Raw genomic sequence first — 12,401 nt, 5'->3', positions numbered from 1 at the left:
CGGGGAGACCGGGTGGCGACCACCGGAGGTCTTGCCCTCACCACCACCGTGCGGGTGGTCGACCGGGTTCATGACGACACCGCGGACGGTCGGGCGCTTGCCCTTCCACCGCATGCGGCCGGCCTTGCCCCAGTTGATGTTCGCCTGCTCGGCGTTGCCGACCTCGCCGATGGTGGCGCGGCAACGGACGTCGACGAACCGCATCTCGCCCGACGGCAGACGCAGCGTGGCGCGGCTGCCCTCACGGGCGACGAGCTGGGCGCTGTTGCCGGCGGAGCGGACCATCTTGGCGCCGCCGCCGGGCCGCAGCTCGATGGCGTGGATGGTGGTACCGACCGGGATGTTGCGCAGCGGCAGGTTGTTGCCGACCTTGATGTCCGCGGTCGGGCCCGACTCGATGACGGTGCCCTGGGACAGGTCCTTCGGCGCGATGATGTAGCGCTTCTCGCCGTCGGCGTAGTGCAGCAGCGCGATCCGGGCGGTGCGGTTGGGGTCGTACTCGATATGAGCGACCTTGGCCGGCACGCCGTCCTTGTCGTAGCGACGGAAGTCGATGATGCGGTAGGCGCGCTTGTGACCGCCACCGTGGTGCCGGGTGGTGATCCGGCCCTGGTTGTTGCGGCCGCCCTTCTTGGGCAGCGGGCGCGTCAGCGACTTCTCCGGCGTGGTCCGGGTGATCTCGACGAAGTCGGCCACCGAGGAGCCACGACGGCCCGGGGTGGTCGGCTTGTACTTACGGATAGCCATGTCTGTTCAGTCCTCTAGTCCAGCGGCCGGTCAGGAGACGGAGCTGCCGAAGATGTCGATGCGGTGACCCTCCGCCAGGCTGACGATCGCGCGCTTGGTGTCCTTGCGCTTGCCGATGCCGAAGCGGGTCCGACGGGTCTTGCCCGGCCGGTTGAGGGTGTTCACCGAGGTGACCTTGACGTTGAACACCTTCTCGACCGCGATCTTGATCTCGGTCTTGTTGGCGTCGGGGTGCACCAGGAAGGTGTACTTGTTGGCGTCGAGCAGGCCGTAGCTCTTCTCCGACACCACCGGCGCGAGCAGGATGTCGCGGTGGTCCTTGTGCAGGGTGCTCACTTGGCAGCCTCCTCGGTGTTCGTGGCGGTGGTCGCACCGACGAGCGCGTCGTACGCGCCCTTGCTGAAGACCACGTCGTCGGACGCGAGCACGTCGTAGGTGTTGAGCTGGTCGACGGCGACCAGGTGCACCTCGGGCGCGTTGCGCAGCGAGAGCCAGGTGACGACGTCGGTCCGCTCGAGCACGACGAGGAACTTCACGCGCTCGGACAGGCCGCGCAGGGCCGCCAGGGCGTCCTTCGTCGACGGCTTCTCGCCGAGGCCGAAGCCCTCGATGACGTGGATGCGGCCGTTGCGCGCCCGGTCGGAGAGGGCACCGCGGAGAGCGGCGGCCTTCATCTTCTTGGGGGTGCGCTGGCTGTAGTCGCGCGGCTGCGGGCCGTGGACGGTGCCACCGCCGGCGAACTGCGGCGCGCGGGTCGAGCCCTGGCGGGCGCGGCCGGTGCCCTTCTGCTTGTAGGGCTTCTTGCCACCGCCGCGGACCTCGCCGCGGGTCTTGGTGGCGTGCGTGCCCTGGCGAGCAGCCGCCTGCTGGGCCACCACGACCTGGTGGATCAGCGGGATGTTGGGCTCGACGTCGAAGATCTCGGCGGGGAGATCGACCTTGACAGTCTTGAGAGCCATGATCAGGCCTCCGTCTTCTTCGCAGCGGACCGGAGGACCAGCACGCCGCCCTTGGGGCCGGGAACGGCGCCCTTGAGCAGGATCAGGCCCTTCTCGGCGTCGACGGCGTGGACGGTGAGGTTCTGGGTGGTGACGGTGTCAGTACCCATGTGACCAGCCATCCGGACGCCCTTGAACACGCGGCCGGGGGTGGCGCAGGCGCCGATCGAGCCCGGCTTGCGGTGGTTGCGGTGCGCACCGTGCGACGCCGAGACACCGGCGAAGCCGTGGCGCTTCATCGTGCCGGCGAAGCCCTTGCCCTTGCTGGTGCCGGTGACGTCGATGACGTCGCCGGCGGCGAAGGTGTCGACGGCCAGCTCCTGGCCCACGGTGTACGCCGAGGCGTCGGCGGTGCGGATCTCGGCCAGGTGGCGGCGCGGCGTGGTGCCGGCCTTCGCGAACTGGCCGGCCTGCGGCTTGGTGACCTTGCGGCCGTCGATCTCGCCGAAGCCGATCTGGATGGCGTTGTAGCCATCGGTCTGCGGCTGGCGGATCTGGGTGATCACGTTGGTGCTCGCAGCGACCACGGTCACCGGGACGACGCGGTTGTTCTCGTCCCAGACCTGGGTCATGCCGAGCTTGGTGCCCAGCAGGCCCTTCACGTTGCGTTCGATCGTCATGGCAGTGACCTCAGAGCTTGATCTCGATGTCGACACCGGCCGGCAGGTCCAGCCGCATGAGCGAGTCGACGGTCTTCGGGGTCGGGTCGATGATGTCGATGAGGCGCTTGTGCGTCCGCATCTCGAAGTGCTCGCGGGAGTCCTTGTACTTGTGGGGCGAGCGGATGACGCAGTACACGTTCTTCTCGGTCGGCAGCGGCACCGGGCCGGCGACCTTGGCACCCGTACGGGTGACCGTGTCCACGATCTTGCGCGCCGAGGTGTCGATCACCTCGTGGTCATAGGCCTTGAGCCTGATGCGGATCTTCTGTCCCGCCATCTGTCTCTCTCGTCCTTCTTGGTAGCTGCCGCGTGCGTTCCGGACGTCCTCGGGTTTGAGTCGGTCCACCCTGTTGCCCACCACCCCTGCGGCTCCGACCCCCGCGGTCGGGCGTGTCGCGCAGACTTCGCACAACACGGCACGACCTGACGGTCTCGCCTCACTCGGTTGGTGGCACCCGACGGTGGTCGGGCTGATCGGGTCTCCCTCTGCGTGAGCAGAGTCGGCGCGACGCACAGTGGCCACCGACTCAGGTCCGAGCGCCGCACGAGGCAGCAACCGGGAGACGCGATTCAGTAGTCAAGATGTGCCGCACCCCGGCGACCCGCCGGAGCAACTTGGCAATCTTGGCAGAGATCCGGCGTCGCACCAAATCGGTCGGCCGCTGCTGGCAGGATGCCCTCCATCGGCGGCTTCCGCGCGGGAGGACGGCCGAGACGATCCAGAAAGGACGGGCCGTGTCCGGTCATTGGCCGCCACCCCCCGGGCCCGCGGGCCCACCTCCCCCGCCCGGGCAGCCGGGCTGGGGCACGCTCGGCGACCAGGGCCATCAGGGCCATCAGGGCAACCAAGGCCAGCCGTCGGGCTGGCCGCCCGCCCCGCCGTTCGGGGGCCCGCCGCCGCTGGCTCCCCGTCCTGGTGCCGTGCCGCTGCGCCCGCTCCGGCTGGGCGACCTGTTCGACGGCGCCTTCCGCATCATCCGTCGCAACGCCGGCGCGACCGTCGGGGCGGCGGTGTTGGTGGCGTCCCTCGCCATGCTCCTGCCCCTCGTGGTCGCGGCCGTCGGGACCTTCGGCGGCTGGGGGCTCACCGACGCGGTGCTCGAGGACGGCGTGACAGATGACGAACTGGGCTCCTTCGGCGCCGTGTTCGGCACCCTGCTCCTCGGCACGGCGCTGCAGGGCGTCGGCCTGGTGCTCGTCGGTGGCATGACCGCCCAGGTGACCGCGGCCGCGGTGGCCGGGCGCCGGATGACGCTGGCCCAGGCGTGGGCCGCCACCCGCGGCCGCCGCTGGCGGCTGCTCGGGCTCACCGCGACGATCGGACTGCTCGTGGCGCTGCCGGTCGCGGCGTACGCCGGGCCGCTCCTGGGGCTGGTCCTCCTCGACGTGGGCTGGCTGTGGCCGCTGGCATGGGGCGTGCTCGGCTTCGGCGCCCTGGTGGTCGCCCTGTGCTGGCTCTGGATCCGGCTCGCCTACTTCTCCATGCCGTCGCTGATGCTCGAGGTGCCACGCGTCTTCGGCGCGATCGGCCGCGGCCGCCGCCTGACCCGCGGCGCGTTCTGGCGCATCTTCGGCATCGCCCTGCTGACCAACCTCGCCGCCCTCGTCGGATCCCAGATCGTCTCGACGCCGATCTCGGTCCTGGCCGAGCTCGTCCCGCTGGTCACCGGACCGGACTACGCCATGCTCACCCTCGTGATGGGCCAGGCGGCGGGCTCGATCGTGGCCGCGGCCTTCGCGACCCCGTTCCTCTCCGTCGTCGCGGCGCTGCAGTACGTCGACCAGCGCATCCGCACGGAGGCCTACGACGTGGTGCTGATGGAGCAGGCAGGGCTGATCGAGCCGTGACGCCCTGGCTCCTGGAGCCCCCGGTGCGGCCCTCGGGCGAGGAGGCGCGCAGCTGGCTGCGCGAGGAGCTGACCGACCCCGACTACCACGAGCGCCCGCTCCTCGAGGACGTGCTCGACTGGCTGGTGCGCCTCTTCTCCGAGGGCGTCGCGCGCGCCGGCGAGATAGCGCCGGTCTCCACAGCGGCCGCCGTCGCCACCTTCTTCGCGTTGGCCCTGGGCGTGCTGCTCCTGCTCGGTCGGGCCCGTCGCGACCGGGGCCGGCGCCCCGCCGACCGCGCCGTGCTGACCGACGAGGTCGTCACCGCCGCGCAGCTGCGCGGTCGCGCGGAGCGGGCCCGGGCGGAGGGCCGGCACGAGGACGCGGTCGTCGACGCCTTCCGGGCGCTGGCGCTCCGGCAGCAGGAGGACGGTCGCCTCGAGGTCGCGCCCGGCGCGACGGCGCACGAGATCGCCGCCGGGCTCGGGCGGTCCTTCCCCGACCTCGCGGTCCGCCTCGAGCGCTGCGCGAGGGTCTTCGAGGAGGTCCGCTACGGCCAGCTGCCCGCCGGGGCCGACCGGGCCGACGCCGTCCTCGCTCTCGACGACGACCTCGCCCGCCGGCGACCGGTGGAGGCGCCGGCATGAGGGCGGTCGGAGCGCTGCGCCGGCGGCGGACCGGGCTCCTCGTCACCGGCGTCGCCCTGCTCGCGGTCATCCTCACCGCGCTGGTGGCCGGCCGATCGGAGTCGACCACGCCGCTCGATCCCGCCAACCCCGGCCCGGACGGGGCCCGGGCCGTGGCGCGGGTGCTGGCGGAGCGAGGCGTCGAGGTCAGGGCGGCGCGCGGCGCCGACGAGCTCGAGCAGACCCCTGCCGGCGCGGACACCACGATCGTCGTGGTCGGCACCGAGCAGCTCGGCCCGCCGACGATCGACCGGATGCTCGCCCACGCCGGCGCCGCCGAGCTCGTGCTCGTCGAGCCCGGTCCCGCCCTCGTCAGCGCCCTCGGACTGCCCGCCGAGACGGTCCGGGTGAAGCCCGAGGACGCGCTCGACGCCGAGTGCGGTGACCCGCTCGTCGCGGGTCTCGAGGTCGAGGCGGACGTCGTGACGACGTACGCCGGTGACGGCTGCTTCCCGGCGGAGGGTGGCGCGGTGCTGTCCCGCCCCGCGAGCGGCATGGTGCTGTGGGGCGCGGCGGCGGTGCTGCGCAACGGCGACGTGCTCCGTGCCGACAACGCCGCCGTGGCCCTGCGACTGCTCGGCGCCCGCGACCACCTGGTCTGGTACGTGCCGGACCTGCGCGACCTCGACGGCGAGGAGGGCGTCGGGCTCGCCAGCCTGCTGCCGCGCTGGATCGGCCCGGGACTGCTGCTCCTGCTGCTGACGGTGCTGGCGCTGGCGTGGGCGCGGGGCCGCCGGCTCGGGCCGCTCGCGACCGAGCCGCTGCCGGTCGTCGTGCGCGCCGCCGAGACGACCGAGAGCCTCGGCCGGCTCTACCGCCGGGCCGGGGATCGGGGGCATGCCGCCGACGTGCTGCGAGCAGCGACCCTGGACCGCGTCGCCCGGGTGCTGCGTCTCGGCTCGGCACCGGCCCCCGTGGTCGCACGGGCGGTGGCGGCGCGCACCGGCCGCCCCGCTGCCGACGTCACCACCCTGCTCGAGCCGGGACATCTCCCGGCCGACGACGACGCCCTGATCACGCTGGCCAACGACCTGGCCGCCCTGGAGGAAGAGGTACGCCGCCCATGACCGACCAGCAGACCAACCCTCAGACCGACCCACAGACCGACCCACACGCCGACGACGCGGTGCGCGAGCGGCTCGCCGCCGTCCGGGCCGAGGTCGGCAAGGCCGTGGTGGGCCAGGAGGCGGCCGTGTCCGGGCTGCTGGTCGCCCTGCTGTGCGGCGGTCACGTGCTGCTCGAGGGCGTCCCCGGCACCGCGAAGACCCTGCTCGTGCGCAGCCTCGCCGCGGCCCTCGCGGTGCAGACCCGCCGCGTGCAGTTCACGCCCGACCTGATGCCCGGCGACATCACCGGCTCGATGGTCGTCGGCGGCGACCGGGAGCTGAGCTTCCGGGAGGGCCCGGTCTTCACCCACCTGCTGCTCGCCGACGAGATCAACCGCACCCCGCCCAAGACCCAGTCGGCGCTGCTGGAGGCGATGGAGGAGGGGCAGGTCTCCGTCGACGGCGTCTCCCGGCCGCTCCCCCGGCCGTTCCTGGTGGCGGCCACCCAGAACCCCGTGGAGTACGAAGGCACCTACCCGCTGCCCGAGGCGCAGCTGGACCGGTTCCTCCTCAAGGTCGCGCTGCCGCTGCCGCCGCGCGAGGAGGAGCTGACGATCCTGGCCCGGCACGCCGAGGGCTTCGATCCCCGCGACGTCGCCGCCGCCGGGGTGCGGGCGGTGGCCGGACCCGACGACATCCACGCCGGCCAGGTCGCGGTCCAGGGCGTGCGCGTCTCGCCCGAGGTCGCCGGCTACATCGTCGACATCGCCCGGGCGACCCGCGAGTCGCCGTCGCTCTCGCTCGGGGTGAGTCCGCGCGGCGCGACGGCGCTGCTGCGCACCTCCCGCGCCTGGGCATGGCTGGTCGGCCGGGACTTCGTGACGCCCGACGACGTGAAGGCGCTCGCCCACGCGACGCTGGCACACCGGCTCGCGCTGCGGCCCGAGGCCGAGCTCGAGGGTGTCGCCGTGGACCAGGTGCTGGCCTCCGCCCTGGCATCGGTGCCGGTGCCGCGCTGATGGTGCCCACCGGGCGGGTCCCGCTCCTGCTGCTCGCCGGCCTCGCGCCCGTCGTGGTCTGGCCGAGCGGCTGGACCGTCGCCGGGTGGCTCGTCCTGGTGGCCGCGGCCGTCGCCGCCGACGCCCGCCTCGCCGCGGACCCCGCCGACCTCGGCTTCGCTCGCACGCCCCTGGGATCGGTGCGGGTCGGCGAGGAGACGGCGACCGAGCTGCGAGTGGCGAACCGGAGCCGGCGGACCGCCCGGCTGCTGATGCGGGACGCCTGGCAGCCCTCGGCCGGCGCCACGCGCAACCGGCACCGTCGCACCCTCGCGCCCGGCGAGGAGGCCGCGCTGCTGACGCCGCTGCTCCCACGGCGCCGCGGCGACCTGACCGCGGTCGGGGTGACGGTGCGGTCCTACGGGCCGCTCGGGCTGGGCGCCCGGCAGCAGACCGGCACGGTCCCGGGTGCCTTGCGTGCCCTGCCGGCGTTCGGATCCCGCAAGCACCTGCCCAGCCGGCTGCGGCTGCTGCGCGAGCTCGACGGCCGCACCGCGGTGCGGGTGCGCGGGCAGGGCACCGAGTTCGACTCCCTGCGCGAGTACGTCCGCGGCGACGACGTCCGCTCCATCGACTGGCGCGCGTCGGCCCGCTCCCGGACGGTGGTGGTCCGCACCTGGCAGCCCGAGCGTGACCGCCACGTCGTCATCGTGCTCGACACCTCGCGCACCAGTGCCGGCCGCATCGGGGACGTGCCGCGCCTGGACTCGGCGATGGACGCCGCCCTGCTGCTGGCCTCGCTGGCGACCCGGGCCGGCGATCGGGTCGACGTGGTGGCCGGGGACCGGCAGACCCGGGTACGGGTGCGGACGGGCGGCACCCGCGACGCCGCCGCGCGGCTCCAGGACGCGTTCGCGACGGTGCAGCCCGCGCTGGTCGAGGCGGACTGGACGGCGCTCGCGGGCGCGGTCGCCCAGCTCGCCCGGCACCGGGCGCTCGTGGTCCTGCTGACCCCGCTCGAACCGGCGGCGGTCGAGGAGAGCCTGCTGCCGGTGCTGCCCACGCTGGTGCGCCACCACCGGGTCGTCGTCGCGTCGGTCGGCGACCCGACCCTCTCCGCGCTGGCGCGGGAGCGCGGTACCGTCGCCGAGGTGTACGCCGCCGCGGCCGCCGAGCGGGCCGCACTGCGCCGCCGGCGTACCGCCACGACGCTGGGAGCGCTCGGCGTCGACGTCGTCGAGGGCGACGCCGAGTCGCTGCCGCCGGCCCTCGCCGACCACTACTTGCTGCTCAAGGCGCGCGGGTTGCTCTGAGGGCTGTTCCGAGGACTGCTCGAGAAGCTGCCAGCTCAGGCCTGGGTCGCCACCCGGTCGGCCAGCAGGGTGGCGTCGAGGTCGCCGGTCGCCCCACGGGCGACGGCGGCGCGACCGAGCCCGAAGACGTAGACCAGGAACCCCAGCTCGGCCAGCACGCCGATGCCGACGCGCGCCTCGGTGGACAGCCCCGACGGCGTCACGAAGGCCTCGATGACGCCGCTGACCGCCAGCACCACGGCGAGCCCGAGCGCGACCGTGCCGGCGGTCCTGCCCTCGCGGCCGAGCGACTGGCCACGGGTGAGGTCGCCCGGCTCGATCCAGGACCAGAACAGCCGCAGGCCGACGCCACCGGCGACGAAGACGGCGGTGAGCTCGAGCAGACCGTGCGGGAGGATCAGGCCCCAGAAGTGGGCGCCGTGGTCGTGGCGGATCATGATCGAGCCGATGACCGCGAGGTTGGCGAGGTTGGTGAACATCGCCCACACCACCGGCAGCCCGAGCACACCGAAGGCGATGCAGATCGCGGCCACCCAGGCGTTGTTGGTCCACACCCGCAGCGCGAAGTGCGAGGCGGCGTACTCGCTGTAGTAGTCCTCGAAGTCGTGGTCGACGAGCTGGCGCACCTCGGCCGGCGAGAGGAGCGTCTGCTCGGCCGCCGGGTGCTCGAGCAGCCACAGCATCATCACGGCCGTGACCGCGACGTTGGCCGCCACCATCGCCAGCCACCACCACCGCAGGCGATAGAGGGCGGCCGGGAACCGCTCGGTGAAGAACCGGGCCACCCCGCGCCAGCTGCTCGTGCGGGTGCCCGTCGCCCGCGTGCGTGCCCGCGCGAGCAGCATCGAGAGGTGGGCGACCAGGCTCGGGTCCGGGGCGGTGCTGCGGACGACCGACAGCTGGGTCGCCACCCGCTGGTAGAGCTCGACCAGCTCGTCGGCGTCGGCCCCGTCGAGGCGCCGGCGACCGAGGAGCTCCTCGAGGCGCGCCCAGTCGCCCGCGCAGGCGGCCACGTAGGCGTCGAGGTCCACGCGCCCAAACCTAGGGCCCGGCCTGCGCCGCGTCCTAGACTCCGCGCATGTCCGCCGAGCCCTCGTACGCCGGAGACGACCTGGTCACGGGCGAGGCCGTCGCGCTGGACCTGCCGCCGGCCGGCATCGGGCTGCGGCTGCTCTCGGGCCTCGTCGACGTCGTGGTCACGGTGGTCGCGCTGGTCGCGGTCGGGTTCGTGCTGCTGACGGCGGCCGCCCCGACCGACGAGGCGCTGTTCGGGGTCGCGATCACCGTCACGCTCGCCGTGGCGACGGTCGGGGTCCCCACGGCCTGCGAGACGCTGACCCGCGGCCGCACGCTGGGGAAGTGGGCGCTCGGGCTGCGGACGGTGCGCGACGACGCCGGAGCGATCTCGTTCCAGCAGGCGTTCGTCCGGGCGCTGGTCGGGTTCGTCGAGATCTACGCCTTCAGCGGGATGCCGGCGTTCTTCTCGGTGCTGCTCAGCCCGCGCGGCAAACGGCTCGGGGACTACGCCGCCGGCACCTACGTGGTGCGCGAGCGCACCTCGGCTGAGCTCCCACCACCGCCGGCGATGCCACCGGCGCTCGCGGCCTGGGAGCGGTCGGCCGACCTCGGCCGGCTGCCGACCGGCCTCGCGCTCGCCGTGCGGCGCTACCTCGCCAGCACCGCCGACGACTCCCCTGCCCGGATCGCCGTCGGCCGGCGGCTCGCCGACCAGGTGGCCCGCCATGTGCACCCGCTGCCGCCGGCCGGGACCTCACCGGACGCGTTCCTGGCCGCGGTGATGGCGGGCCGCCGTGCCCGCGACGCCGCCCGGCTCGCCCGCGAGGCCGAGCTGCGGCGACGCCTCACCGGCCGCCGCTGACGGGTCGCTCGGAGCCCAGGACGCCCGGCCGGAGACCGGAGTCCCTCAGCTCCAGGGCCGCCAGCCGGCGTACGACGTCGGGCCGGCCCTCCCGCCAGGCCCGGGCCGGGTCGTCGGAGACCCGCGCCAGCACGTGCAGCGGCTGGCGGGCCAGGGCCCGGAGCGCGAAGAGATCGAGGTCGGCCGCCGAGTCGAGGAACCGCTGGCCGGCGCTGGCACGACGGACGAACCGGATCCGCGGCGGGAGGTAGAAGGCGAGCGCCAGCAGCACCGGCACCAGCAGCACCGCGATCGCCAGCCACCAGGCGAGGGTCTGGACCGCCTCCACCTGGGACCGGCCGGCCGCGGCCAGCTCGTCGGCCGCTCCACCGGCCCCTTCGAAGGGCCGGCTCGCCTCGCCACCCACCAGCGGGACGTCGGCCACTGTCTCACCCGCCTCCCGCAGCCGCTCGGCCATGGCGGTCGACGCGTCGGCGATCCGCTCCCCCGGCACGGCGAGCCGCAGGGTGGCGTCGTGGACCTGGGCAGCCAGCCAGGACCAGAGCACGATCCACGCGAGGAGGAGCAGGTCGCCGGCGAGCTGCCGGGCACGGCGAACGGGCAGGTCGGCGTAGAGCTTCATGGCGTCCATCCTGCGGCCGCGCCCCAGCCGTGACCCGGAGACGACGAGGAGACGACGAGGAGAGGACGAGGAGGTGGCAGCCGGCCACTCACTGGGAGCGTTCCCACCGCGAATGTGATCTGCGTTACGTAACCGTTATCGCCCGCCCTTGACCGGGGACCTGCGTAAACGTTTGCATCGGTGGGGAGGAGCAGGCGGGGGACGGCCCGTCGCGCTCTCGACGAAGAGAGGAACTTTCATGCGATCTCGTAACCTGCGCCGGGGGTCGGCCATCGCCGCTTCCCTCGCGGCGGCCAGCCTCGTGCTCGCCGCCTGTGGCGGCGGCGACGACGACGAGGGCGGCACCGCCGGCGGCACCTCGCCCGGCGAGGGCAAGGCCGAGTGCGAGCAGCTGACCCAGTTCGGCGACCTGACCGGACGCTCCGTGCACGTCTACACCACGATCGTCGCGCCGGAGGACAAGCCTCACAAGGACAGCTACAAGCTCTTCACGGAGTGCACCGGCGCCGAGGTGGAGTACGAAGGCTCCAAGGAGATGGAGGCCCAGATCCTGGTCCGGGCCCAGAGCGGCAACCTGCCCGACGTCGCCTTCATCCCCCAGCCCGGCCTGCTCAACACGCTGGTCACCCAGACCGACACCGTCGTCGAGGTGCCGGACCCCGTCGAGGAGAACGTCGACGAGTTCTGGGGCGAGGACTGGAAGGGCTACGGCTCGGTCGACGGCACGCTCTACGCCGCCCCGCTCGGCGCGAACGTGAAGTCGTTCGTCTGGTACTCCCCGAAGATGTTCACCGACAACGGATGGACCATCCCGGAGACGTGGGACGACCTGATGGCCCTCTCCGACACGATCGCCGGCACCGGCATCAAGCCCTGGTGCGCCGGCATCGAGTCCGGCGAGGCGACCGGCTGGCCGGCCACCGACTGGCTCGAGGACGTCATGCTCCGCACCGCTGGTCCGGAGGCCTACGACGACTGGATCACCCACGACCTGGCCTTCAACGACCAGCAGGTCGTCGAGGCGCTCGACACCGTCGGCGCGATCCTCAAGGACCCGAAGTACGTCAACGGCGGCATCGGCGACGTGAAGTCGATCGCCACCAAGGCCTTCCAGGAGGCCGGTCTGCCGATCCTCGACGGCAAGTGCGCCCTGCACCGTCAGGCGTCGTTCTACTCGGCGAACTGGCCCGAGGGCACCACGATCGCCGAGGACGGTGACGTCTTCGCGTTCTACCTGCCAGGCACCGGCGAGGAGAAGCCCGTCCTGGGCGGTGGCGAGTTCGTCGCCGCATTCAACGACAAGCCGGAGACGCAGGCCTTCCAGACCTACCTGTCGACCGACACCTGGGCCAACGAGAAGGTGAAGCTCCACCCGCAGGGCGGATGGGTCAGCGCCAACAAGGGCCTCGACATCGCCAACATCGCCAGCCCGATCGACCAGCTCTCGGCGCAGATCCTGCAGGACCCCGAGGCGGTCTTCCGCTTCGACGCCTCGGACCTGATGCCCGCCGAGGTCGGCTCCAACAGCTTCTGGAAGCAGATGGTCGCCTGGATCACCGGCCAGGACACCCAGACCACCCTCGACAACATCGAGGAGTCCTGGCCGTCGTCCTGACCTGAGGC

At 73.1% G+C, this 12,401-nt stretch carries 13 protein-coding genes and 1 pseudogene; 7 read left to right on the top strand and 7 right to left on the bottom strand.

The features are described from left to right. The 5 genes and pseudogenes from rplB to rpsJ form a co-directional block, all read right to left on the bottom strand. Positions 1-747 (bottom strand): 50S ribosomal protein L2 (rplB, locus tag VGE38_RS14945; RefSeq protein ID WP_331143347.1); only part of this gene is annotated, 747 nt, incomplete at its 3' end. 30 nt (positions 748-777) lie between these two features. Then, entirely contained in the window at positions 778-1,083 is a 306-nt protein-coding gene (rplW, locus tag VGE38_RS14940; RefSeq protein ID WP_331143346.1) for a 50S ribosomal protein L23, read from the bottom strand. Continuing rightward, a pseudogene (gene rplD / locus VGE38_RS14935) lies at positions 1,083-1,706 on the bottom strand (50S ribosomal protein L4); the annotation flags it as partial. The pseudogene rplD and the gene rplW, both read right to left, overlap by 1 nt. A 2-nt stretch (positions 1,707-1,708) precedes the next feature. Then, complete coding sequence (gene rplC, locus VGE38_RS14930) at positions 1,709-2,365, bottom strand: 50S ribosomal protein L3 (RefSeq protein WP_331143344.1); 657 nt, start codon at positions 2,363-2,365, stop codon at positions 1,709-1,711. Between the two features lie 10 nt (positions 2,366-2,375). After that, positions 2,376-2,684, bottom strand: coding sequence for a 30S ribosomal protein S10 (gene rpsJ / locus VGE38_RS14925; protein WP_008360994.1), 309 nt, complete (start codon positions 2,682-2,684; stop codon positions 2,376-2,378). A 644-nt stretch (positions 2,685-3,328) separates the two neighbouring features. On the opposite strand from rpsJ, the gene VGE38_RS14920 reads away from it, so the two are divergent. From VGE38_RS14920 to VGE38_RS14900, 5 genes are read left to right on the top strand one after another with little or no spacing between them, the layout of a single operon-like run. Continuing rightward, positions 3,329-4,255, top strand: coding sequence for a hypothetical protein (locus tag VGE38_RS14920; RefSeq protein ID WP_331143343.1), 927 nt, complete (start codon positions 3,329-3,331; stop codon positions 4,253-4,255). Beyond that, positions 4,252-4,881, top strand: a complete 630-nt coding sequence (locus VGE38_RS14915; RefSeq protein WP_331143342.1) for a DUF4129 domain-containing protein — start codon at positions 4,252-4,254, stop codon at positions 4,879-4,881. Before VGE38_RS14920 ends, VGE38_RS14915 begins: the two co-directional genes overlap by 4 nt. Beyond that, entirely contained in the window at positions 4,878-5,987 is a 1,110-nt protein-coding gene (locus tag VGE38_RS14910; RefSeq protein ID WP_331143341.1) for a DUF4350 domain-containing protein, read from the top strand. Before VGE38_RS14915 ends, VGE38_RS14910 begins: the two co-directional genes overlap by 4 nt. Next, positions 5,984-6,985: an AAA family ATPase gene (locus tag VGE38_RS14905; protein WP_331143340.1), complete on the top strand. Its 1,002-nt coding sequence runs from the start codon at positions 5,984-5,986 to the stop codon at positions 6,983-6,985. The genes VGE38_RS14910 and VGE38_RS14905 overlap by 4 nt, the downstream gene beginning before the upstream one ends. Then, on the top strand, positions 6,985-8,277 hold the full coding sequence (locus VGE38_RS14900) for a DUF58 domain-containing protein (protein WP_331143339.1): 1,293 nt from the start codon (positions 6,985-6,987) through the stop codon (positions 8,275-8,277). Before VGE38_RS14905 ends, VGE38_RS14900 begins: the two co-directional genes overlap by 1 nt. A gap of 35 nt (positions 8,278-8,312) precedes the next feature. Here the strand turns inward: VGE38_RS14900 and VGE38_RS14895 are convergent, their stop codons facing one another. Further along, positions 8,313-9,308, bottom strand: a complete 996-nt coding sequence (locus VGE38_RS14895; protein ID WP_331143338.1) for a stage II sporulation protein M — start codon at positions 9,306-9,308, stop codon at positions 8,313-8,315. A gap of 47 nt (positions 9,309-9,355) precedes the next feature. Here VGE38_RS14895 and VGE38_RS14890 point away from each other — a divergent pair, with 47 nt between their 5' ends. Then, positions 9,356-10,156, top strand: coding sequence for an RDD family protein (locus VGE38_RS14890; protein ID WP_331143337.1), 801 nt, complete (start codon positions 9,356-9,358; stop codon positions 10,154-10,156). On the opposite strand, the gene VGE38_RS14885 is transcribed toward VGE38_RS14890, so the two are convergent. After that, entirely contained in the window at positions 10,140-10,778 is a 639-nt protein-coding gene (locus VGE38_RS14885; protein WP_331143336.1) for a hypothetical protein, read from the bottom strand. The two genes, VGE38_RS14890 and VGE38_RS14885, sit on opposite strands and share 17 nt — an antisense overlap. A 238-nt stretch (positions 10,779-11,016) precedes the next feature. Here VGE38_RS14885 and VGE38_RS14880 point away from each other — a divergent pair, with 238 nt between their 5' ends. Next, complete coding sequence (locus tag VGE38_RS14880) at positions 11,017-12,393, top strand: ABC transporter substrate-binding protein (RefSeq protein ID WP_331143335.1); 1,377 nt, start codon at positions 11,017-11,019, stop codon at positions 12,391-12,393. Positions 12,394-12,401: the final 8 nt, after the last annotated feature.

Origin of the sequence: Nocardioides sp., from assembly GCF_036405735.1 — a bacterium.
Taxonomy (GTDB): domain Bacteria; phylum Actinomycetota; class Actinomycetes; order Propionibacteriales; family Nocardioidaceae; genus Nocardioides.
The sequence above is the reverse complement of the archived record's forward strand: the minus strand, read 5'-3'. Positions and strand labels throughout refer to the sequence as shown.